The organism is Pedobacter cryoconitis (assembly GCF_014200605.1).
Taxonomy (GTDB): Bacteria; Bacteroidota; Bacteroidia; order Sphingobacteriales; family Sphingobacteriaceae; genus Pedobacter; species Pedobacter cryoconitis_B.
The window spans coordinates 441,470-466,746 of record NZ_JACHCE010000005.1 but is presented as its reverse complement, the minus strand read 5'-3'; the positions used below and the strand labels follow the sequence as shown (position 1 = coordinate 466,746).

The window sequence follows — 25,277 nt, the reverse complement described above, 5'->3', positions numbered from 1 at the left end:
CTTCAAATTACATCTGCCTAAGTTAATTTTTTTTATAACCCCCGGTAAGATGTAATAAACTATTTACCCCATAGAATCATTCTATCCTCCTGTCAAACAAGAGGATAGAATGGTACAAATCAGACATGCGTTTGTTCTTCGCCGAAACCAGGTTCCTCTAATTGAAGTGTAGTATGTGATATTTTAAAATTCTCAGTGATATGTTTTTGAAGGACCGGTAAAACCAACCGCCCGGTTACTCCCTCCTTTAAAACAATATGAGCTGTCATGGCATTCACCCCGGATGTTAAAACCCAGACATGAAGATCATGTATTCCCTCTACCCCTTCTATTTCCAGGATTGAACTCCTTAACCCGGCCATATTAACCTCCTTAGGTGTTCCTTCCAATAAAATACCTATTGACTCTTTAAGCAGTATCCATGTTCTGGGTAAAATAAAAAGACCAATTCCCGCAGACAATAAAGGATCTGCGTAATACCAGCCAGTGGTTAACATAATGATACCGGCAGCAATAACACCTATAGAAGTAAGCATGTCAGAAAGTACTTCAAAATATGCACCCTTCATATTCAGGCTCTCCCCTGAACTCTTTCTTAAAATAACCATCCCTGCTATATTGACCAGTAAACCGATTGCAGCAACAATGATCATTTCTTTACTCTGAACCTCAGGAGGATTAAGGAAACGCAGGTAAGCTTCATAAAGGATATAAAAAGAAATACCGATCAACACTACTGCATTGGCCAGTGCCGCTAATATCTCAGCCCTGTAATAACCATAAGTCCGTTCTGCTGTAGCATTTCGTTCTGCATAGTTTATCGCAATCAGTGCCAGCGCAAGGCCGCCTACATCGGTCAGCATATGTCCCGCATCTGCCAGTAAAGCCAGACTTTTGGTCATAATACCTCCAATAACCTCTACAATAAGGTACAAAAGCGTAAATCCCAGTACAATTTTTAAACGGCCTTTATTCTTGCTGGCCTCAGAAATAGTTCCTTCACGTTCCATACAATTTATTCAGGTTAATAATTTATTAATAAAAGTTACTCTTCTTCACTATTTTTCATCTTAGAAATCAAATCATACGCTCCCTTTGTCACCACTTTAGCTGTTTCCAGGTTCAGACTTTCAGGAAGTTTAACCTCAACATATCCGGCATCTGCCGAACCTGTAGTCACCTCTAAAAGCTGAAAATGATAGTTAATCTCTTTTTTCTCATCCTCACGCTGACCGGTTTGTATAAAAATGTATTTCTTTCCGGCAAAATCGGCTAAAGCAGATTCAGGCAAAGCATTTACCTCTTCGGTGCCGGTTTCAATCAGTGCATTCAAATAAGCACCCGGTATCAGATTCCTGCTTTGTGTGTTGGCTACACAGTGAACCGTAACCGTCTTATCTTCATTAATTTCTCTTCCAACAAGCGTAACTGTCGCAGTACGCTCTTCCGCCTCATTTTGTAAAGAGAAGCGAACCTTCTGCCCTTTCTTTATTAAATCTACGTCTTTTTGGAATACCTTGAGTTCCACATGTAAATTAGCACTGTTTACAATTTCAAACATCACATCATTAGGGCTTACAAATTTGCCCGAGTTTACATTTACCTTGGTTACATAGCCATTAATAGGGGCATAGATATTAATTGTACTACGGATATTTCCAGGTGTTAATGTTGCAGAATTGATATTAATCAGCATTAAACGTTGTCTCAAAGCACTTTCTCTGGATAACATCGTTTGATACTGTGATTTAGCCTGCTGCAGTACTTTTTGTGCATTGATATTCTGTCTGGCCAGTTCCTGCTGTCTTTTGTATTCAGAATCTGCCAGCTCCAGCTGACTCTTATTTTCCAGATAATCCTGCTGTAACTGTACATATTCCTGATTTTGAAGCACGGCGATAACCTGTCCTTTACTTACCGTAGAACCTTGCAATAATGGAGTTGACTTAACTATCCCCCCCATTTGAGTCGTAATACTAATCAGGTTTTCAGGCGGTACATCTATCGTACCGTTGACTTTAAGGACTCCGCTTATCGATTTCTTCTCTACCTGACCTAAGGTAATCCCGCTGGCTTTATATTGTGCCGCGTTCAGTTCTACAGTATTGGGATCTTCACTGGCCACAGCGCCGGTATTTGCAGTTACATTTTCTGCCTCTTTTTTATTTCCGCAGGAAACAAAAAAAAGCGTGGCAAAAGAAAGTATATAAATGGCTTGCTTGAATTCAATTACTTTTTTCATTTTGTATTTTATATTAAATTATTTCAAATCAATCAGATACTGAAGCGTATAAACCGATTGATTATATTGATTAATGGCTTGTAAATAGCTGAACCGGATATCAGAATAAGTCCGCAAAGCCTGTGAAAATTCCAGGTACCCAATATCCCCGCTTTGAAAAGCAATCTGCGACTGTTTTAAGATGAGATTGACATTTGGCAAAGCATTCTTCTCATAATAATCGATACTGTGTGAATTCTTCAGTAAATCCTGTTCAGCCTGCTTATATTGAGCTTGTAAATTCGTCTGGAACAGACTAAATTCATTCTGAGCAATCTGTTTCTCTATTTTAGCTGCCTTAATCCGGCCGGCAAATGGTTTGTAAAATAACGGAATAGAAATACCGGCCTGAACACTTTGGAAACGTTTGCCTGCGCTAAAAAACTGCTCCTGACCATTTATAGTCTGATTACCGATAAGAGATTGATTAAAATATCCTACAGTAAAATCAGGTCCTGCTTTAGCCCGTTCAACCCTTAAGGATCTATCCGCAATTTCTACCTGTTGCTGCTGTAAAGCCAATAATGAAGTGTTGACCAGGCTATCAGGAACAGCCTGATTCCAGCTTTCCTTTTTCAATTTTTCATTGCTCACCTCTATAACTTCATTCGTGTTCAGCAGTCTTTGTAGCTCTGAACTATAAATAGCAATATCAGCTAAGTTTTTCTCTGACTGATTACGAACTTCATTCAACTGAGTTTCGGCAGTCGTACGTTCCAGCAGATTAGTTTCTCCGGTCTGATAACGCAAAGAAGAAGCTTTCAGAAAATTACTAAAAATAGAATCCTGACTCTTATACAGCTTTTGAAGCGCCTTAAAATAACTCAGCTGTGCATAGGTACTTTTAACCTGACGTATCAGCTCATTCTGTGTAACCGAAAGACTTAATTCACTGCTGCGAACCTGCGCCTCATATAGATTACGCTGATTTTTAATCAATCCAGGGAAAGGGATATTCTGCTGTACTGATATGTTATTATCTCTTTTGATACTATTAAATTGTCCGTACTGCAAATTCAGATTGGTCTTTCCCAGATCAAATGCAGTACCTTTTATAGCTTGCTGTTTATTGATTTGCAGTTGTGACGATTTAACCGTCTGATTATTATTCAATGCAATTTCAACAGCCTCCTGTACCGTTACAGGTCTGCCGTTTACCGGACGCTGAGCCATCGTTTTCGAGGGAATAAAAAACAATCCCACAAGGAAAATAACTGCTACCGGGTTAATCGCTTTTTTACCTTTTTTAAAGTTTTCGAAATAAGTATACAACACGGGTAAAACGAGTAAAGTTAAAATAGTAGAAGTTAATAAGCCTCCAATTACCACTGTTGCCAATGGCTTCTGTACCTCAGCACCTGCAGCAGTAGAAAGTGCCATTGGAAGAAAACCCAGGGAAGCTACCGTAGCAGTCATCAGAACAGGTCTTAACCGGAGTGCCGTACCTTTTAACACAATTTCCTTGAGGTCACTAATACCACTGGCTTTCAATCTGTTAAATTCAGTAATCAATACAATACCATTTAATACAGCTACTCCAAACAGTGCAATAAAACCTACACCGGCAGAAATACTGAATGGCATCCCTCTCAGCAATAAGGCGAAAACACCACCAATGGCAGCCATAGGAATAGCAGAAAATATCAGGACAGATTGTTTGACCGATCCAAAAGAGAAATACAATAGTAATAAAATGAGTGACAAGGCAACCGGAACAGCAATCGACAAACGTTCTTTGGCTGCTTTAAGATTTTCAAACTGTCCGCCATAGGTGATATAATATCCCGGAGGCAATTTGATTTTCTCATTTATCTTTTGTTCAATCTCATCAACAACTGTCGCAATATCCTGCCCGCGGACATTTAATCCGACAATGATTCTGCGTTTAGTATCTTCCCGCTGAATCTGATTTGGCCCGATCTTAAATTCTACAGCAGCCAGTTGAATCAGCGGGACTTTAATCCCGTTAGGTGCTGAAATATAAATGTTTTTCACATCATCTATTCCCTGTCTGTTCTGCTCAGATAAGCGGACTACCATATCATAACGTCTTTCGCCTTCATAAACCAATCCGGCAGACTGACCTGCAAATGCAGAATTAATTGCCTGGTTAACCGTTTCAATGTCTATTCCGTAACGGGCTAACTGATCCCTGTTTATTTTCACAACAATTTGTGGAAGACCAGTAGCCTGTTCTAAATACAAATCTTTTGCCCCCGGCACAGTAGACACAATCTTTCCTATTTTCTGAGAAATATCCGTTAGTGTTTGCAGATCATCACCAAATACCTTGATTCCAATATCCTGTCTCACACCCGAAATCAATTCGTTGGACCGCAGCTGTATCGGTTGCGAAAAGCCAAAAGCCACACCAGTTACTTTATCCAGCGCAGCAGCCATTTTATCTGCTAATTCTTCTCTCGATTTTGTGGTTACCCAATCCTTTTTATCCTTTAAAATAATGGTTAAATCGGTAGCTTCCATTGGCATTGGGTCCGTAGGAATTTCAGCAGACCCCACCTTACCTACAACCTCTATAACTTCCGGAAACTCCTTTAACAGAATTTTAGAAGCCTGGTTAACCTTATCAATAGTCTGACTCAATGAACTTCCAGTCAGCAGACGGGTTTCTACGGCAAAATCACCTTCCTCTAAAGTAGGGATGAACTCTCCCCCCATTCTGGCAAACAAAACGATACTGATCACCAGCAGAACTCCAGATAAAACAACAACCGTAACACGTTTACGCAAGGCACCATTAATTAGTGGCGTATAGTACTTCTGAAAGAAGTCCATCATGCGGTCGGAGAAATTCTTTTTAACCACAGGCTTTTTACTGAGCAGCAGCGATGACATCATCGGCACATAAGTCAGCGACAATAAAAATGCGCCTAAAATCGCAAAAGAGACAGTTTGAGCCATAGGGCCAAACATTTTCCCTTCGATACCAACCAGGGCCAGAATCGGGAGATATACAATTAAAATAATAATCTGTCCAAAGGCTGCAGCACTCATCATACGGGTAGCAGATTGTTCCACCTGTTCATCCATTTCTTCCTGTGTCATCATCCGTTTAAGCTTACTGGCACCAAGAAGGTGCATAGTCGCCTCTACAATAATCACCGCCCCGTCTACAATCAAACCAAAGTCAATAGCCCCCAGACTCATCAGGTTTCCGGAAACGCCAAATACATTCATTAGTGAAATTGCAAACAGCATAGCCAGAGGAATCACTGATGCGACCACAATACCTGCTCTGAAATTACCCAGAAATAAGACCAGTACAAAAATGACGATCAAAGCACCTTCAATCAGATTCTTTGCTACAGTACCTATTGCACGGTCAACCAAAGCACTTCTATCCAGAAACGCCTCTATAACAATACCATTAGGGAGGGTTTTATTAATCCGCGCTATCTTCTCTTTGACCTGTTTAACAACATTATTAGCGTTTGAGCCTTTGAGCATCATCACAATCCCACCAACCGCTTCTCCCTGACTTTTAGCTGTTGCACGGGTCAATGCCCCATAACGTATCGCATTTCCAATTCTGACATTGGCAATATCCCGGATTAAAACAGGGATTCCTGTACTTGTATTCCTGACTACAATTTTGTTAATGTCTTCTATATTCCCAACTAACCCTTCACTACGGATAAAATAGGCATTAGGTTTTTTATCAATATAAGCACCTCCCGTATTTTGATTATTTCTTTCCAGCGCTTTAAAGACATCACTGATACTTAAATTATAACTATTCAGTTTATTGGGGTCCATTGCAATTTCATATTGCTTTAATAATCCACCAAAACTATTTACCTCGGCAATTCCGGGCGTGCCCAGCAGCTGGCGCCTGACAATCCAATCCTGAATACTGCGCAGTTCTCTGGCATCATAAGTCTTTTCAAATCCCGGTTTTGCATGAACTACATATTGATAAATTTCACCCAACCCGGTCGAAATAGGTGAAATTTCAGGATTTCCAATTCCCTGGGGGATATTATTTTTAGCTTCCGACAGTTTTTCATTCACCTGTTGTCTTGCCCAATAAATATCCACATCATCGTGAAAAACAATCGTTACTACAGATAATCCAAACCGGGAAATAGAACGTACCTGCTCAATTTCAGGGATGGTAGACATGGTTTGTTCAACAGGAAAAGTGATTAAGCGCTCTACTTCTTCTGAGGCCAGAGAGGGGCTTAACGTAATAACCTGTACCTGGTTATTGGTAATATCCGGTACAGCGTCAATCGGTAATTTTTTTAGCGAATATACCCCCCACGCAATCAGCGCAAGGGTAAACAGGCCAATCACCAATTTATTGTGAATAGAAAATTTTATGATCTTACTTAGCATATCATTTTTTATAATGAGATATCAAAAGATAATTCCCAAACGGAATAGCCTAATCCTTTGATAAAAGCATTGATAGAATTATTAAATAATAACAGAACTATATCATGCCGGAAGCATGTATAGAAAAATAGAAATGATTAAGAAAGTAATTGTGGTGGCTGCCAGATCGGAAGATCTACAGTAATAAACTTCCCGGCTAAATGTACAGGACGTACAGGTATGTGGTCAGCAAATGGAGTTGAAATCACTAATGCGTCTTTAATTACAGATGCTGTAGAACAGCAGGCACAATTACAAAATGGACTGCAATTATCATTGTTTCTTTCAGAATGATGAGCCTGTTCAATTTTAGTACTTCCATTCAAAGTGGATATAGCATCACCGCATGGAACTAAATTCAATGCCAGTACTAATATGATCCCTATGAATGCTAATAATCTCATATAATTGATGAGGCGAAGGTAATAAAGAAATCAGCTAATTGTATAAATTAATAAAACTATGCAATCAGATTGCAGAAGAATTAACCACAGATTACAGAAGAATAAGCCATATAAATATTATATTTATAAAATCTCAGGTCAGATATGGAGCTTTCGCAAAACCCGAAACCACGCAAAAAGAAATTCTGGAAATTTTTAACAGTACTAGGTCCGGGTTTAACTACAGGTGCCGCTGATGACGATCCATCAGGAATTGCAACCTATTCCCAGACAGGGGCACAATTTGGTTACGGACAATTATGGACTGCACTTTATATGCTTCCATTTATGATTGCTGTACAGGAAGCCTGTGCAAGAATAGGAATGGTTAAAGGGAAAGGAATTGCAGCCGTTGTAAAAGAACACTATAGCCGCCCCGTACTTTATGCTGTTGTAGGTCTGGTTGTGGTAGCCAACACCATAAATATTGGTGCAGATATTGGCGCAATGGCCTCAGCCGCGCAATTATTAATTCCTGTACATTTTGTGGTATTAACCCTGCTTTTTACCGCTATCATTCTCTTACTGGAAATATTTACAAATTATAAAACCTATTCCAGGATTCTTAAATGGCTTGCAATCTCTTTACTTGCCTATCCAATTACCGTATTTATTGTAGATCAGCCCTGGCCAACCGTATTAAGGGCTACTATAATTCCTCACTTTGAACTTAATTTCGCCTTTGTATTTATCATTACCGGTGTTTTGGGAACAACCATTTCACCTTATATGTTCTTCTGGCAGGCTTCCCAGGAAGTAGAAGAAGAAAACGGCAGGCATCCTATCAAAGACGGCAGACTGATTAGCTGGAAACGTATCAGAAATATGCGTATTGATAATACAGCGGGTATGCTCATCTCTGAATTTACGACCTGGTGTATTTTACTGGTGGGCGCAACAGTATTACATGGAAGCGGTGTAAGAGATATCAATACCGCAGCAGATGCAGCCAAAGCGCTGGAACCATTAGTGCATTCCTTTCCTAACTCTGGTTTTCTGGCCAAGCTTATCTTTTCTATCGGTATAATTGGTTTAGGACTACTAGCGGTACCAGTACTTTCCGGATCAGCAGCTTATGCAGTATCTGAAGCATTCAGCTGGAAAGCAAGTTTAAATCTAAAATTAGGAAAAGCCTACGGATTTTATGGCGTGATCATCGTAGCGACACTGATTGGTTTAGCCATAAATTTCATAGGTATTGACCCCGTTAAAGCATTGGTTTATGCAGCTGTATTAAATGGCGTTGCAGCAGTACCGCTCTTATTTCTCATTGGCAGAATTGCAATGAGTAAAGAAATAATGGGCGAATATAAAAGCGGTTTGCTTTCCAATATCCTGGTATGGATAACCTTCATTGCCATGGGGGCTGCCGCTGTTGCAATGTTTTACACTATTTAAGTATATTTATCCTATTGACATCCAACTTTATGATCAGAATTAAACTCTTCCTTTTTATTATTGCTTTATCTTTCTCTACCCATGCACAGAATATTCAGGATACGGCCAAAAAGGATCAGCAAAATATCAATGAGGCTTTACTATTAAAAGATCAGCAACAGCAAAAAATTGATTCACTAGTCAAGATCCAGTTAAAAAATGAACTCCAGTCCGCTGCAGGCAATAGTAAAAAAACCACAGAACTGGAAAATAAACTTCGTCAGATTGCCATTAGTGACTCTTTAAGAAAAATTCATCAGCTGGAAAAAATACAGGTCCTGAAGAAAAATGCAAAGGGATACCCTGTCATTCTCAATACAGACACTTTATTTTACATCTACGTCCGGACCGGTTCTTTTAATGCCATGGAAAGAGCAGATGCGATTTCAAAAAAGGTAGAAAAGCTTTATGAAGATCCTTTCTACAAAGCAGATTCGCTGGTTATCAGTCCAAATGAAGACAGTTATGACCTGGTTTATAAAAACAACGATATTTTAATGTCAGTAGCAAATCTCGATGGTTTATGGTTTGCCAAAAGTAACGAGGCTTTAGCTAAAGAATATCTGCAAACCATCAAACAAAGTATTGATGCCGAAAGGAAGGCAAACAGTCTGGTCAACTGGCTTAAAAGAATAGGACTTGTGCTGCTGATTATTGTTCTGCTGACAGTTATCATTTCCATCATCAACTTTCTTTTTAAAAGGACAGCTTCATTTTTATCTTCTAAACGAGAAAGTTACCTCAACGTCTTAAAGATTAAAAACATTAAAATATTTACACCAGAACATTTTGAGAAGGCCCTGCTCAGATTAAATAATATCATTCGCATTGCAGTAATTATCCTTATTATTTATCTTTCTCTGCCTTTACTGTTCAGTATTTTCCCCGAGACTGAGGCCTGGACAGGTACATTACTAGGCTGGATATTAAGCCCGATGAAGGCTGCTTTGAATGCAGTAGCACATTATCTTCCTAACCTGTTCACTGTAATTGTAATTTATTTAATCTTTAAATATGCAATCAGGGGAATCAAGTATTTCTTTTACGAAATCAAACTGGGTGAGATTCAGCTTCGTGGATTCCATGCCGACTGGGCAATACCAACATTTAATATTCTGAAATTTGTGCTTTATGCATTTATGCTCATTCTTATTTTCCCTTATTTACCGGGGTCTGGTTCTCCGGCATTTCAGGGTGTCTCTGTATTCTTAGGGATTTTGATTTCTCTGGGTTCATCGAGCGCAATAACCAATATCGTAGCAGGGCTAGTTATCACCTATATGCGCCCTTTCAGGATTGGAGACAGGGTAAAAATCGGAGATGTTACAGGCGATGTACTGGAAAAAACGATGCTGGTTACCAGAATCAAGACCATTAAAAATGAAGATATAACAGTTCCTAATTCTATGGTACTTTCCAGTAGTACCATAAACTATTCAAGCCATACCAAAAAAGAAAGCCAGGGCTTAATTGTACATCAGACGCTTACTTTAGGCTATGATATCCCATACAAGGATATATACGATATGTTAACCAGAGCTGCATTAAAAACTGAATATATCCTGGAAGACCCAAAACCTTTTGTATTACAAACCAGTCTGGATGATTTTTATATATCCTATCAGATCAATGCCTATACCAAAGAAGCAAATAAGCAGGCTGCGATATACAGCAAAATGTTTGAGAACATTCAAAATGAATTTAACGCTGCAGGCATAGAAATTATGTCTCCTCATTACCGCGCTACCAGAGATGGAAGTGCGCCTGCAATGCCACCTGCTACCAAATAAACAGCTATTTATTTAATGTATTTACTTAACACAGGATCTTGTGCCGGATTATGAAAACCAAAAATGATCCGGTCTTTAAAAGCCTGGATATTCATGGCCACTAAATCGTTGGCGATTGTCTTTGAGCCCCGGATAAAAGTGTATTGATAGATCATATCACCCTTTTTCCAGATATAATGACGTGGACAAGTGATATATTCACCGAACTCATCCTTAAATATCTTAAAATCAGTTGCAGGAAGTTTTTTTGATAATAATTGTGCAGTACCATCATTTAAAGAAAGTGTATCAGTGACTATTTCATCAGGCTTACCTAACATTTCCTTGAGTTTGCTCAGCACTTCAAAGGTCCTGGTTCTGTCCGGATGGCAATTATAAAAAGCTATTTTATCTTTATAACTGATAATTCTTCCACCAGCATCCGGTTCTAAAGAAAAGCCGGAGAAACGAATCTGCGCTGCATCGCCAGCTTCTCTCAAAGTATAAATCGTGCAGACTTCACCATTATCTTTAAGTTCAAGACGCACTTTATCCCCATTTTTCAGAATCTCAAAATGTCCCTTCTGCTGCTCAACAGCGGATATATTTAATTTGTCAAGATACTGCCCTGCAGGCCGGTTAAAATCTATTTGTGAAAGATCTAAACTTTGAGCACTACAACTCATTAGAATAGATGCAGTCAGCAGAACAAGAATATTCTTCATAAATATCTTTCTTACTTATAATAACTTTGAGTCTTTATCTGTTTGAATGGTACTTCACTATCCTTTAATTTCAGTTTAACAGTTACGTCCGATTTTTCCTTATCCACAGTAATCACCAGTTCACCCTGCTCATTTTCCTGAAGCTTAGAGAAAACTGCAAAAGCTTCACTTTCATCAAATTTAACCCCGGTCCGCAGCTCTCTGTTTTTATCATCAAGCCAGTAAACACTCAGTTCTTCAATCACGGCAGATGGTTTAAAAGTAATCTTAGCCAGATTTTCACCAAAAACAAAATCTCTTTCTTTATTAAAATAATCCAGATCAATACGTGTTACTTTGGCATTACCCTGAAATGAAGGTTTCCAGTTATAACGCTTACGTAATCCAGCCCAGTAATTAAAAGGAATACTGTGGTTTTTGATCTGATCTTTAACAGTATCAGAAAGATCTTTGATCACATCATTGATATAAGGATCAAAACTACCTTCCAAATCGGGGTAAACCTTTTTCCAATCCAGATCAGCAATTGTTTTAGCTTTATAATGACCTATCTCTACCTGTTTATTTCTAACCCCGCTTAGCCATAGCACAACATCCCCACCAGGGGCCATGCCAACTTTTATCATTTTATAAGTATCTTTTCCACCTTCAATATCACTGGGATAACCAGCAGCTAAAAGTGAATCAATTTTCCTGGTGTCCAATTCAAATTTACCAGTATAGTTCTTCTTTTCAGTGAAAGAAATCCAGGTAATTTCAAGGGTATGAGGTGCTTCTTTTAATTTATCACCTGCAATATTAACAGAACCTACTTCTCCCCAGCCAATATCAACCGCCCTGCCATCAGGGATGTAAATACTGCCTTTGTCACCATAATAGAAATTCCCTTTATAAACTTGTACCGGGTAATTTTCAGGAGCACACTCTGTAGGTATCCAATCGTATTTCTTCATCTTTTCCTGACATGAACTTATAGTAAATGAACTAATTGATAATAGCAACAAACATATTCTCTTCATATATTCAGCTTGATCTTTTATTAAAAACGTCTCTTTCCCTCTCTCCATTTTCATTGATATTCGGCTCCTTGCCGACACCATCCCAGCTGGATGAAAAATGAAGAAATTTATTCCTTAACTCATAAAGCATTTTAGCATCCTTTTCTGTCGCTGCGTATTTATCAGCCGGATAAAAGCCTCTGTCAACCATCCTTTTAATAGAATTCAGCTGATTCGCATCATTAAATACCATAGACGGCGCGGTATTAGCAGCATAAGCCTGCAGACGCTTATAAACATCTATCAAAGTCCATTTTGTATTTTTCAAAGGTATTGCAGGTATTTTATAGGTATTATTATTTATTAATTTTTGTACAAAATCACAGGTACTCAATCCCATTTCAAACATTAAATGCAATGGGATAAGACTATATTTATTACTTAACCTCCTATTACCTATCAATTTATAAGGCTGATCATTAGTCATTTGTTCTGACCTGTACCAACCCTGGCTGATCAACCTGCTTTTTTCAGCGTCAATCAATTTTTTCCGGTTGATAAAGGAAAGCATTTCTTCAGCCAGTGAAACCTCTTCAAGTTCATTATCTACATAACTTCCTCCAATATCCGAGTGAACACCTGGCAAGGAAAGTTCAGTCCCTTTAGTCACTGAGGTTAATTCGAATAACCGGCGATGCTCATCTGCAGCTGTTAAATGAACTATCTTTGAAGCCTTGTTAACTGCATTGAGGTCTAATTCAGTCACATCATTACTATGGACCAGGCCATAGGCAGAAACGGTATCAAACAGGCCGGCAAATCTGATATTTACAAAATTTACTTTGAGCCCTGCCTTCTCCATTTCAAGACCAAAGTGCCCTCTTGAAGGCAGTTCTTTCTTAGTTACAGGTTTTCTGTCAGCATCAAATATTCTAAAATCCTTTGGATTTCCATTTCTACGGGCTGTATAAGAAGCTTTTGTAATTTCATGTACAAAATTTCTTGCAGCCGCAGCCCCCCTGCTAAAACCAAACACATCAACCGTTAATGTTCCGATATTTTTCTGTGTTTTGGCCTGTATAGTTTTTACAAGATTCTCACATCCTACTCTTACTTTTCCTCTGACACCTTTATCACCGGTAGCAAATCCCATATCCGTAAGATCATCGTATTCACCATCCTCAGTTCCGATCCCTTCAATGTACAGCGAAAAATATAAAGTCTCCTGCTTGTACATTTTCTCCAGATTATCTACATTCGTTCTATCATTTTTGTAACTGGTATTATCCTGCCACTTAAACTTCCAACCTACAGATTTGTAATAATTTGACGACTTACTATCTGATGCATAATCGATATTTTTCCTGTTATTTCCTGTACCGTCAAAAAACATTCCAACAGTTATATTCACTAAATCATCTTTCGTAACTCCTTTTTTCGGCTCCCCATATACAATACCGTCTTTAGAATTTTCTACAATCTTATTCGACGCATTGGTATGGATATTATTAGCAAAGGCAGTATACTCCTGAGAAGCCGATTCCCTGATCGTTCCATTGGATATCTTAATGATATTACCTTTTTGAATCATCGTTAAAACAGGTTACTTTTTTCTCCACTATTGTTATTGATAGTTTTCGCTGCATGTTTAGTCACACTCCCGCCAGTACTGTTATAAGAAAGTTCTGCGGCGGCAGTTTTTGTAATATTTGTAGCCTCACTTTGATAAGCATCCAAAGCTATTTCTGTAATATTTGCTGCATTCAGTGAATAATCAGCTCCAACATTCGTATGGCTATTCACACCTACCTGAGTGCTCATATTACTTCCAACCATTGTGGACATGTCTTTACCCACCTGTACATCCAGGTTCTGGGCCACATTAATCTGCATATTCTTAGCATTCAGCGTCATATTTTCCAGCGCAGTAATGGTAATATTATTTCCTGCGGTATCGATATGAATAATATTCTTATTGATATCCGTAATTGTGATCCCATGCCCCGAAGGCCCGTCATTAAACTCCACTAAATGGCCGCTTCTGGTCGCAATCCTTTTTAAATGATTGGCATCAGAACCACCAGCTCCGGTAGCCCCATGAAAAAGGCTTCCCATTACAAAAGGTCTGTCCGGGTCATTGTATCTGAAACCAACAATCACCTGGTCGCCCACCTCCGGAATAAATACATATCCCCTGTTTTTAGAAAACGGTTCACTTGAGCCCCCATCCGGAGTCAATACCCTGATCCAGTCCGTAGTTGCATTATTTTGCTGCCATAACATCTGCACTTTAACCCTCCCCGTTTGAGAAGGATCATTGTTATCTGTCACAATAGCTACCTGCGACTCCGCCTGAGGCACCTGAACACGCTCTACTGTAAGCACCTCTGTATCTGCAGGGACCCCTTTAAACGAATTGGTATATCTGCTTAAACCATCAATATGGTGTGTAATTTCCGTGATCAAAAACTTACTCAGAGAATCCTGATTAAATACCCCCGAATCATTTTTACGGGAAACATAAACATCAGCTATGCTCCCTATATTCAATGCCGTATTGGTACTTTCACCAGTAATATCCGATAAATTAGAAGCCATTGCGGCCTTATGTTTCTCAGCAAGTTTACCCAGCTGACTTTTATTTTCTACCCTTGGTTTAACCGGATTATTTACATGATTATCAAAAACAGAAGAAGATTGCTGAAAAGCATGCTGAGAAAAACCATTCAGGCCTTCTACATGTCCCGGATCTTGTGCATCCAGCGTACTATTTTCTTCAGAACGATAAGAATAATAAGAGAAGCCCATAGGCAGGATACGAACCGCCATATTCATAACGTTCAGATTCTGACCATGTACCAGTTTAACAGACTTCTGTTCAGCTGGCTTACCAAAATGCAGTACACGGCCATCATAATAAAAGAACTCTCCGTATTCTGAACTTAGCCTGTTGATAAAGCTGAAATTACTCTCTTTAAATTGTGTTATATATTTTAGGTTCTCCTGATAAGAAGGTTTGATAGCAAAGTCCATATCATTCCCGGCAACACCAGAAGTAACTTTCTTTACGATATCATCCAGTTTCATATCACTAAAAGAAAGCATGTTTCCACCACTTTCCAGCAAAATAGTCGGAGAATATCCTTTGATGATCAGATTACCTCTTAAGCCATGACTCTGAGAAAGGTTTACTTCACAAACTATCCCTTTAAAAGCTGTATTACCATGATCGATACTCATAATAAAACTCTTACCAATCCACGATTTGGACTGGTCTATTTTGAAAGAACCTGTTTCTTCGATGACATCCTGGTTAATGATGAGTTCAAATTCGTGATGACGATTAAATGCCTGGGTGATCTTAAGAGAATTAAAATGAACAATCTCTTTATCATCAATATGTATTTCCAGATTAATTTTCTTTTCCATTACTTGGATACCTGTGGTTTTAAGGTTGATTATATTTTTGATCCCGATTCCAGAGAATCCTTATCTTTTGCCAGAATAAGATACCTTAATCCAAAAAATAATTTTATAATTAAGGCCGCAAAACAAGAAGATTTGCGGCCTTACAAGATTTAGGCTTTTGGCCAGTCGTTAGTATGTTCTGCATTGCCAAGCTTAAGCTTACGTGCAGATAATACAAAACTTAAAGTCATCGGTGTTTTATCATTTACAGCTATACCTTCATTGTACTGAATGATATAACCGTCTTCAAATGATAATTCTTTCATCTTTGCATCTTCCTCACCTTTTTTGAAAGTAATTGTTCCAGACAAAGGTTTATACTGGTTGTTCACCATTGATTCAATAACAGATGTATCTTCTGTTGATTCGATTTCAACATGAATTGTTCCGCCATACACACCTGATGATGGACGGCCTTTAGCGTCTACATCTCTATTTAATGAAAAACTGCATTGCAGCACATCAAACTCTTTTGATCCTAGAGTTAATCTGGTTTTAAAAGCCATGGTAATATTTTATTGTAAAAATTTGTTAATTGATTAACGCAATAAGATTAAATATCGGTAATATTTAGCTTTATACTAAAAAGGATATTAAAATTTTAAAGGCTAATTACGCTTTAGGCCAGTCATTTGTATGCTCTGCATTGCCAAGCTTTAATTTACGGGCTGAAATCTGAAATTTCAACGTCATTGGGTTATCCCCTGTGATTCTGATTCCTTCTGAATACTTAACGATGTATCCATCTTCAAAGTGAACTTCTTTCATCTTTGCATCTTCCTCAGATTTTTTAATCAGCAATACACCTGCAAGAGGTTTATACTGATTATTTACCATTGCTTCTACAACTGAAGTATCTTCAGTTGATTCGATTTCTACATCGATCGTACCGCCATACACTCCGGAAGAAGGTCTTCCTTTTGCATCTACATCGCGGTTTAGGGAATAAGCACAATGAAGTACGTCGTACTCCTTGCCCGAAAAGGTTAATCTTGCTTTGAAAGCCATAACTTTAATTTTTGGGTGAAATATTTATTTATTACTACACAGATAATAACAAAAAGTTTGCCATTATTGCCAAAAAGCCCTCAATACAGGGTCAGGGCCTATTTAGCCGGTCAAGAAATAATTAATTGCTGATGAAGCTTAAATCTGTCTGTAGATTGGTACAAATAAATAAGTCTGCCCAACAGGTATTACCTGTGGCAGACTTATCAATTAAAATACCTGATTAAGCTTTAGGCCAGTCGTTTGTATGCTCGGCATTACCGATTTTCAACTTACGCGCTGATATCACAAAACCTAAAGTCATTGGAGTATTGTCATTAACGGCAATCCCCTCATTGTACTGAATGATATAACCATCTTCGAAAGACAGTTCTTTCATTTTTGCATCTTCTTCACCCTTTTTGAAAACGATAGTTCCCGAAAGTGGTTTGTACTGGTTGTTCACCATTGATTCGATCACCGAAGTATCTTCAGTTGATTCTACTTCAAGATGAATAGTCCCACCATAAACTCCTGATGATGGACGACCTTTTGCATCTACATCTCTGTTTAATGAATAGCTGCACTGCAACACATCATACTCTTTTGAACCTAAGTTCAGTCTGGTTTTAAACGCCATGATAATTTTTTTTAATGTTAAACGGTCAATTACAATTAAGCCTTAGGCCAGTCATTAGTGTGTTCTGCATTACCCAGTTTTAATTTACGGGCAGAGATCTGGAACTTCAATGTCATTGGATTGTCTCCAGTGATATTGATTCCTTCTGAATACTTAACGATGTATCCATCTTCAAAATGAACCTCCTTCATCTTTGCATCTTCATCAGATTTTTTGATGAGCAAAGTGCCGGTTAAAGGTTTGTACTGATTGTTTACCATTGCTTCAACAACTGAAGTATCTTCGGTAGATTCGAGTTCAATATCGATCGTTCCACCATAAACTCCGGAAGAGGGTCTTCCTTTTGCATCCACATCACGGTTTAGAGAATAGGCACAGTGAAGCACATCGTACTCCTTGCCCGAAAAGTTTAATCTTGCTTTGAAAGCCATAACTTTTAGTTTTAGGGTTATTATTTATAATTATCAGGACAACAGCAAATACTTTGCCAAATCACCTTATAATCAATGAGATAAAATAAATCTGCCAAATAACTTTCAAAAAAGCTTTAATGCTTAAATAATCTTTGTTCCAAAGGCCTCCAGCTTCCTTAACCACTTCTTACTGTATTCGTTATCCAGCGAATAAAGCTGTCCGATAGTGTTCGTTAAGACTGGATGAAACCGGCAGTTTTCAAAAATGTTTCTTTTAATAGACAGGTAAGTAATTTTCTTGTCTTGTTTCCAGTACTCAAAAGTTTCCTGGTCAAGAATAGATACTATCCTGGCAGATTTACCACTAAAATTATTATTTATTCCTTGTTGTGCCGAATGGAAAACCTGGTTAGGCATAAACAGCCTGTCGAAAAACCCGGTAATCCTGGTAGGAATAGAAGATAAATAAACCGGGCAGAACAAGACCACATGATTTGCCCACATGATCAGCTCAAGTGCACGTTTCAAATCAGGCTCCAGTTCAGTTACCCTGTTATTAAATTGTTTATTAGAATTAAAGATCAGATCAACAATCGCAATTTCTTTAATATGCGCGCCGGCTTCTTTAGCCCCTTTAACATATGCCTGGATCAAATAACTTGTAGCAGCAGTCTTTTCAGGATCACCATTTATGATCAGTAGTTGTTTCATTTATTTGCGGGCCTATGTGAGTTGAGACGCTAAAATATGAAGAAATTGTTAAGCGAAGAAATGTGAGCTCACATATAAAAAAATATCCGGCTCAGATCTGTGTAATCTGTCCGGATATTTTTAGAAATTGTATTAACCAGGCTGTTTCTCAGCAGCAAAACAGGTGATTACTGTTGTGCGTATTCTGAACTCCAGGTCGTTTCCTCATCTTCACCTTTTTGTCCGTCAAGCTTCACAACAAAGCTTTTTGCAGGAAAATAAGGCGTAATATGGATATCTAAATGGATCTTATCTTTTTGCAGTTCATCACGCTCAAAACGCATGATTTTAAAACGCTCAATCAAACGCTCAGGCCCCTGGATACCATCCAGAAACTTAACAATCTGTCCACGCAGATCCTGTTCAGTTTTTGAAGTCCAGTTCTCAAAAGCTCTTCTGTTTAAGAAGTCAAAAAGCACTTTAGTAACATAATCAAATACACGTACAACAGAATAAGTCTGTAAACCAATATTATCTCCATTAAACAGCGTCTTGGCAGAGAAGGCCATTACTTTGCCATACTCATTCACCATTGGTACTAAACCAATACGCTCTAAATGCGAAATTTCACTCTTTTTAAGATCAAATTTGACCCCATCCACATCATTGATTGCACCATGTTTCTTACCAGCAGTTACCTGCGACATCAGCGTATAGTACATTTTCCCGGCCAGTGCAGCAGAACCCGGGATAGTCAAATCATCCTCTTCACCCACTTCACTCACCTTTCCCCTGCCTACTAACCAGTTACAAGTCATAATCACATTCGACCTGAAAGCGTCAGCGCCAGTTAAATTAGCCGCAGTAAATAAATCAATAACATCATCAGGCTGATCCAGATCGGCAAAATCCGTTACCAGCATTGCTTTATTTTCATAAGCTACCTTACCCCATTTCTCTACTACTTTATTAGAGCCCATATAACCCGGAATAACCATTAAAGAATAGTTTTCACGTAAGTCAAGACGGTCATATTTTTGTTTCAGCTCATCACTTACAAAATCTACAAATCTTGGATTGTCCAGGTCCTTAATCTGATCCATAGAAGCATTCAGCAACACTACATTTTTCAGTTTGTCTGCCTCAGTATTCTGATAGAACAGATTCACAGAACGGTAAGCCTGCTCCAGCTCTCTTGTACTTTCCAGTGCAGAAGCAATATTTTTATTCAGGTTTTCTTCTGCAGCCAATAACTTTTCTGTACTTTTTGTAGTCATCGATGCTACAGAATCAGAGTCTTCCAATACATCAATCCACAATTGAATTTTCTTCTTTAACTCTTCTCTTTCTTTTTTCTTTTCATCTCCGGTCAGGAAAATCTGTTTTCTGGCTTTTCTTTCAGGGTTTAAATTTTGTAAACCATCAACAGTTGCTTCCAATAAATCGAAACCACCAACTCTTGCTAATTTATCTAAACTCTCCTGGAGAGACAGTTTCCCCTTTTCTTCCTTTTCTGCGGTTTTAAAACCTGCAGCCTGGGAATTATCTTGTGCTATTTTTTGTTCTTCTGGAGTTGCCATAATATTTTTTATAATCTACCTATGTAATACCTGATCTATTTATTCTCTTCTAACTCCGCTACGAAATTTTTCAAAGCACTGATAAAAGCATGTTTTGTTTCTGCATCGTCCAGCGTAGACTTCAGCGTTTTGTTAGATTTAAGCTGTTTGATCACATTTAAAGACATCTCACGCTCAATATTGATATTATTAAGGTGCGTACTCTGATTAATGATACTTTTCACAGAAAAATCGCCAAGGTTATTAAAATGCAGCGTTTCTGATACTGGTAAACCATCCTGTCTTTCAAATCCGACGTTAACTTTAGGTTTATAATGATTAAAGACCTCCTGTACAGTTTTTAAACCCTCTACTTTTTCAGGCTTGATCGGTTCATTATCCGTTAATTTTTGTATAAACAGCGTTTTATTATGGGCGATATCTGCGAATGCTTCAGAAGTATCTATCTTTCTTTCGTTTCCGCCAATTTCATAGTTAAACATAGTATTGATATTTAAGGGTTTAAGATCTATTATTAATAAAAATATTGATTTAAATTTTAAAAAACAGTATTTGCCTATAAATTGTTTTCTAGTTCAGTAACAGGACTTTGCTCAATTATTTCCCATTCCAGCCTTTCTTCCGTCTGGTGCTTCTTAATCACGATTGTACTGCCCTTTTTTAATGCTCCAGAAATAATATATTTAGAGATAGGCCTTCTCAACTCATTACGGATCACGCCTGATAATTGTCTTGCACCATATTTAGGCGTAAATCCACTCAGTGCAAGCATTTTTGTCGCTTCTTCTTCAATCTCAAAAGTTATTCCCTGTTTATGTAAAGCATCAATCAGACTTTTCAGCTGAATTTCGAATATCCTCACCACATTACTTTCATTGATTGGAGCGAATGGTACAATCTCAGAAAGGCGTGCTAAAAACTCCGGCCTGAACTGACGGGACATAATCTCCATTAACTGCTGTGAAGTAGGGATTATACCCTGTGCCACCTGCTCAGCAATCCATTCACTTCCAATATTAGAAGTAAATAAAATCAGTGAATTAGAAAAATCCCCTTCCTTACCTAACCTGTCATGCATATGCCCTTCATCCAGAATCTGTAAGAAAGTATCAAATACAGAAGGATGTGCTTTTTCAATCTCATCAAACAACAGTACCGAATAAGGCTGTTCCCTGATCTTATTCACCAGCATCCCCCCTTCTTCATAACCCACATATCCCGGAGGCGCACCATATAACAATGCTGCAGAATGTTCTTCCTTAAACTCGGACATATCAAAACGGATCATTGCCTTTTCATCATTAAATAAGAATTCAGCAATAGATTTCGCAAGCTCCGTTTTTCCTGTTCCTGTAGGCCCTAATAAGAAAAACGAACCTATGGGCTGTCCTTTCTTGTTTAACCCGCTCCTGGATTCCAGAATAGCATCAGAAACAGCTTTCAAAGCCTGATCCTGTCCAACTACCCTTCTTTTCAGGAAAGCCTCCATATTCAGCAATTTCTCTTTCTCCTGTGCCTGTATTTTTCCCAAAGGAATACCTGTTTTATAAGACACAATAGAAGCGATATCCTGTTTGGTAACTTCATCCGATTTACGCTCAGACAAAACCTTCAGTGCATCCAGGTTTCTGGTGATATACTGATGATATTCATCGGCTGTCTCAAAAGCCTCAACCTGTGTTTCATCAGTCAGCTGACCTAATAACACCGGACTTACTTTATCCTGTAGCTGGTTATATAACCACTTATAATCCGTTAACTCAGTAATTTCATCAATATCAGACAACTCCAGTTCGGCGAGTGTTTGTGTTAACTCGTCCAATACTTTCTCTGAGGTATCGTTCATCATCTTCATGGCAGCCATAGAGCGGTCCAGCAGATCAAAAGCAGAATCCGGAAGCCTGCGGTCTTTCATATACCTTTTCGCTAACCTCACGCATTCAGGAATCGCATCCGGCTGAACCTTCAGCTGATGATGCTCTTCATACTTCACTGTCAGTTTCTCCAGCATTTTTATAGCTGAAGCCTCATTTGGCTCATTGACCTGCAAAACCTCAAACCTTCTGCTAAAAGCCTGCTCAGGTTCTATGATTTTCCGGTATTCATCAATCGTGGTTGCTCCGATAACAGTAATCTCCCCTCTGGCCAGTTCAGGTTTCAGTAAATTACCTACCCCTCCGCCTATCGGTCCTTTGTTATCCAGCAACGTATGAATCTCATCAATAAATAGTACAGCCTTATCAAAAGCTTTAATCTCTTTTAAGATATTCTTAAGACGGTCTTCAATCTCTCCCTTATAAGAGGCCCCTGCAATTAAAGATCCCAGATCCAGTTCAAAAAGCTGGACACCTTTTAACAGTTCAGGAACATTATCCGCAATGATATCCTGGGCAAAACCATCAACAAGGGCCGTTTTACCAACACCAGCGTCACCAGTTATAATCACATTAGGCTTAGTTCTGCGGCAGAGGATCTCCATAATCATCCTCGCTTCTTTATCCCTGCCAATAATCGGATCTGTTTTACCATCCCTGGCCAGTGCAATCCTGTCAATACAATATTTATGCAGAGAAGTAGTCCCGGTCCCTCCTTTACTTTTTCCCGGAGCTGAGGGAGGTGCGACAACCGATTGCAATTCTTCATCCTTGATATAAAGATCCAGCAATTCTCTTTCCTTAATCGGGAACGACTTCAGCTGATCTGGTTTAAAACCAACTGTAGGTTTACACAAAGCAGTCAGCACACAGATAGGCGTAATTAAATCCAGCCCGACCTTAATTCTGACCAGGTCAGCTTCTTCAAAAACCTTTGCAATTTCAGGGCTCCCTTTTACCTCATCTGCCGAAGAAGATGTTTTTTCCAGCTCTTCAATCCTTACCTCAGCCCATTCACTGATATATTCATCATCTTTCCCAATGGAAGACAAAAAAACTCTCAATCCAACGTCCTTATGCATCAACCCTTTTAAAAGGTGAGCAGCAGTAAATTCAGGATTACGGTATTCTTTAGCGAGGGATTGTGCAATCCGGATCGCCAGCTTTACTGATTCACTAATGTTTGTTAGACTCATAATATCTGATAATAAATTGTTTATTTTACTGCATTTTCATTAGCAGCTGTCTGCACAAAATTCTTTTCTGTGATATAGTAGTAAGTTTTCCCATTGGAATTAAACTGCTGACCAATCTGTGTACCTCTTTTAATCTGTTCATTTGAACTGATCAGGAATTTCAAATAAGCTTCAAAGTCAGCCTGAGGCATTTTGCTCTGGCTTCTTAAATCACCAACTGTATATTTAGTCAATAATTCATTAGACACTGGCAACCCCGTTACCGTCTTCAAATATTTAGCCAGTGTAAACTGTCTGATATTCCCTTTAGAAATATCCATATCCAGCAGGTTGCGCAGAATACTATAATAATTCTTCTGTAGTTTCTTTCTGAAAGAAGACTGATCCGGCTGTAAGTTTTGTCCGATCATCAGCGAAAATATATCACCGATCTGTTTATATTCCATTGTATTCAGAATCAGCGCATATTGGAGCAGATCTTTATTTTTGGATACAATATCAGAATGAACAGAAGAAGTCATATAATATTTGAACCCATTATGCGGCATTTTATCTGCCACCTCATCCCCTACAGGTGCATCTAAACGGCTCTCCACAACCGGCGATAAATTTTTACGTTCAATACCTGTTAACCTGAAAGCACTATCTAAAGAACTCACCTGATTATTAATATCCATATCCGTTTCTTTAATAAAACGGCGCATGGCTATATTCATAGATTCATTGGAGTTCACAGACCCTTTAGTCGGAAACACTACACCACCCTGTATTAAACTGTTTTTAGGATAATCCAGGTAATAAGAAATAGAATCCAGTCTGCTTGTATTATAAGCCTGTGTATTATTCAGCCCTTCACCTCTCACCAAAAATCTTTTCTTCTTATCTGCTGAATAAACAGCAGATTCTGATACCAGTTTTTTAGATTGCAATACAAAATTATTAAACAGCTGGTCATAATCACTATACAGCTGAATAGCCAGTAACCTTGCATCTGCACGCGCAAATTCTTCTGTTAACTGAGATAACCTGTAAGCAGAAGAAGTTTCATTTCCTGTACTTCCAATCAGTACAATCAGGTTAGTTTCATTCTTATGGTTTTTCAGCATATTTAATCCTGCCCTTACCCCATCAAAAACAGGTTCGGCAACAATTCTTCCATTATACCTTTCTGTTCTCTTTGCTTCTGCAGAAAGGAAACCCATTAGTTTTCTGTAATCAGGAGATATCTCAGGCGTACTTAAAATTCCTGCCGCTTCATTTCTGTAAACCACAGCACCATAGCTCACCTTATGTTTCTTACTATAATCATTGAAAATATTTTCGAAGGACTGAATAGTATTGGTTAATCCGGCAAAGTATCTCGACATCGGGCTGCCACCATCTACGACAAAAACCACGTTAATCTGATGAATATTTTTTCTTAAATCCAGATAGGTCAGATAAGACAAAGAAGATCCGTTGATCGTAATCAGCTTATTATTTGATTTATTATAAACATCAGTCGCAACACCCAAAGTATAATTTCCCGCACCATCATCATTCACCACAGGTGCGCTTCTGAGAATAATATCATTTGCAGATAAAAGCGGATCCATATGTACACCGCTCAGTGCTAATGCCACTGAATCACTTTGTTCATAAGAATCTATTTGTTTTGGCGTAATGTATAACCTGTCACCCCAGCTATGCACAGCATCAGCAGCTATCCAGCCATAAATACTTTTTCTTGCACTATCAGTAACCAGCTGATCTTCATTTCCAATCAGATATTTCTTACCATCCTCAGATTTTTTAAAAATATAACTGATCTCGTGCAGCCTGACTTTTGATACTTTCTTTTTAAGCTCAGGAGAACTGTAAACATAAGCTGAATCTGTATTATCATAATAGAACTTAGATTCAGTCATAGGGACTTTACCATTAATAATGGCAATAGATTTTTCAGGATAACCAGATTTGCCGTTAGAATATGACCTTTGCCATAACAGCATTTTTGATTTCGGGATCCATCCGTAGCTAATTGCACTTTTCTTATCATTAATCTTCCGCCCTCTGATCATTCCAGCCTTATACTTAATCAATTTCAGATACCCGTTTTCATCTTTGGAAACATAAAAGGGCTCCATAAAATTCAATTTCTTCATAATCAGGCTTCCACCCGGGGCTGTAGTCGTATAATTTTCGTCCCGGTCAGAGAAAACGATCCAGGGCAAACTGGTTTTACCACCATCATCACTAACATTGGTACTGGCAGATGGCTTAGCATAAGCCTTAGGCATGTATTTTACTTTTTTTCCAAATGCTGCAGGCGATTGTGCCATTACAAAGGCAGTTTGGGCGATGAGTATAGAGAGGGATATAATTCTTTTCATATGTAG

19 protein-coding genes are annotated in these 25,277 nt (G+C 38.5%); 2 read left to right on the top strand and 17 right to left on the bottom strand.

The window, feature by feature from the left end; translation table 11 throughout:
- Nucleotides 1-119 precede the first annotated feature (119 nt).
- The 4 genes from HDE68_RS17585 to HDE68_RS17570 form a co-directional block, all read right to left on the bottom strand.
- On the bottom strand, nt 120-1,010 hold the full coding sequence (locus tag HDE68_RS17585) for a cation diffusion facilitator family transporter (protein ID WP_183883517.1): 891 nt from the start codon (nt 1,008-1,010) through the stop codon (nt 120-122).
- A 35-nt stretch (nt 1,011-1,045) separates the two neighbouring features.
- On the bottom strand, nt 1,046-2,242 hold the full coding sequence (locus tag HDE68_RS17580) for an efflux RND transporter periplasmic adaptor subunit (RefSeq protein WP_183883516.1): 1,197 nt from the start codon (nt 2,240-2,242) through the stop codon (nt 1,046-1,048).
- Between the two features lie 18 nt (nt 2,243-2,260).
- Nucleotides 2,261-6,640 (bottom strand): CusA/CzcA family heavy metal efflux RND transporter, encoded by a 4,380-nt coding sequence (locus tag HDE68_RS17575; protein ID WP_183883515.1) that lies wholly within the window; start codon nt 6,638-6,640, stop codon nt 2,261-2,263.
- Between the two features lie 137 nt (nt 6,641-6,777).
- Nucleotides 6,778-7,083 (bottom strand): DUF6660 family protein, encoded by a 306-nt coding sequence (locus HDE68_RS17570; protein WP_183883514.1) that lies wholly within the window; start codon nt 7,081-7,083, stop codon nt 6,778-6,780.
- Between the two features lie 144 nt (nt 7,084-7,227).
- Here HDE68_RS17570 and HDE68_RS17565 point away from each other — a divergent pair, with 144 nt between their 5' ends.
- Complete coding sequence (locus HDE68_RS17565) at nt 7,228-8,520, top strand: NRAMP family divalent metal transporter (protein ID WP_183883513.1); 1,293 nt, start codon at nt 7,228-7,230, stop codon at nt 8,518-8,520.
- Between the two features lie 29 nt (nt 8,521-8,549).
- Nucleotides 8,550-10,349, top strand: a complete 1,800-nt coding sequence (locus tag HDE68_RS17560; protein ID WP_183883512.1) for a mechanosensitive ion channel family protein — start codon at nt 8,550-8,552, stop codon at nt 10,347-10,349.
- Nucleotides 10,350-10,357: 8 nt separating this feature from the next.
- Here HDE68_RS17560 and HDE68_RS17555 read toward each other — a convergent pair whose 3' ends face one another.
- From HDE68_RS17555 to tssR, 13 genes are all read right to left on the bottom strand, one after another.
- Nucleotides 10,358-11,053 carry a hypothetical protein gene (locus tag HDE68_RS17555; protein WP_183883511.1) on the bottom strand — a complete coding sequence of 232 codons (696 nt, stop codon included), beginning with the start codon at nt 11,051-11,053 and terminating at the stop codon, nt 10,358-10,360.
- A gap of 11 nt (nt 11,054-11,064) precedes the next feature.
- Nucleotides 11,065-12,006, bottom strand: a complete 942-nt coding sequence (locus HDE68_RS17550) for a DUF2931 family protein (protein WP_183883510.1) — start codon at nt 12,004-12,006, stop codon at nt 11,065-11,067.
- 70 nt (nt 12,007-12,076) lie between these two features.
- A complete protein-coding gene (locus HDE68_RS17545; protein WP_183883509.1) occupies nt 12,077-13,642 on the bottom strand; it encodes a T6SS phospholipase effector Tle1-like catalytic domain-containing protein in 1,566 nt (521 codons plus the stop codon).
- 2 nt (nt 13,643-13,644) lie between these two features.
- On the bottom strand, nt 13,645-15,480 hold the full coding sequence (locus HDE68_RS17540; protein WP_183883508.1) for a type VI secretion system Vgr family protein: 1,836 nt from the start codon (nt 15,478-15,480) through the stop codon (nt 13,645-13,647).
- 149 nt (nt 15,481-15,629) lie between these two features.
- A complete protein-coding gene (gene tssD / locus HDE68_RS17535; protein ID WP_041883122.1) occupies nt 15,630-16,025 on the bottom strand; it encodes a type VI secretion system tube protein TssD in 396 nt (131 codons plus the stop codon).
- Nucleotides 16,026-16,131: 106 nt separating this feature from the next.
- Complete coding sequence (gene tssD / locus HDE68_RS17530; protein WP_183883507.1) at nt 16,132-16,527, bottom strand: type VI secretion system tube protein TssD; 396 nt, start codon at nt 16,525-16,527, stop codon at nt 16,132-16,134.
- Between the two features lie 223 nt (nt 16,528-16,750).
- On the bottom strand, nt 16,751-17,146 hold the full coding sequence (gene tssD / locus HDE68_RS17525) for a type VI secretion system tube protein TssD (protein ID WP_084359035.1): 396 nt from the start codon (nt 17,144-17,146) through the stop codon (nt 16,751-16,753).
- A 35-nt stretch (nt 17,147-17,181) separates the two neighbouring features.
- Nucleotides 17,182-17,577 (bottom strand): type VI secretion system tube protein TssD, encoded by a 396-nt coding sequence (gene tssD / locus HDE68_RS17520; protein ID WP_183868191.1) that lies wholly within the window; start codon nt 17,575-17,577, stop codon nt 17,182-17,184.
- Between the two features lie 123 nt (nt 17,578-17,700).
- On the bottom strand, nt 17,701-18,270 hold the full coding sequence (locus HDE68_RS17515; protein ID WP_183883506.1) for an NAD(P)H-dependent oxidoreductase: 570 nt from the start codon (nt 18,268-18,270) through the stop codon (nt 17,701-17,703).
- 167 nt (nt 18,271-18,437) lie between these two features.
- Nucleotides 18,438-19,829, bottom strand: coding sequence for a DUF5458 family protein (locus HDE68_RS17510; protein ID WP_183883505.1), 1,392 nt, complete (start codon nt 19,827-19,829; stop codon nt 18,438-18,440).
- Nucleotides 19,830-19,864: 35 nt separating this feature from the next.
- Nucleotides 19,865-20,311, bottom strand: a complete 447-nt coding sequence (locus tag HDE68_RS17505) for a hypothetical protein (RefSeq protein ID WP_183883504.1) — start codon at nt 20,309-20,311, stop codon at nt 19,865-19,867.
- Nucleotides 20,312-20,385: 74 nt separating this feature from the next.
- Nucleotides 20,386-22,899 (bottom strand): ATP-dependent Clp protease ATP-binding subunit, encoded by a 2,514-nt coding sequence (locus tag HDE68_RS17500; protein ID WP_183883503.1) that lies wholly within the window; start codon nt 22,897-22,899, stop codon nt 20,386-20,388.
- 20 nt (nt 22,900-22,919) lie between these two features.
- Nucleotides 22,920-25,271, bottom strand: a complete 2,352-nt coding sequence (tssR, locus tag HDE68_RS17495) for a type VI secretion system protein TssR (RefSeq protein ID WP_183883502.1) — start codon at nt 25,269-25,271, stop codon at nt 22,920-22,922.
- Between the last annotated feature and the right edge of the window lie 6 nt (nt 25,272-25,277).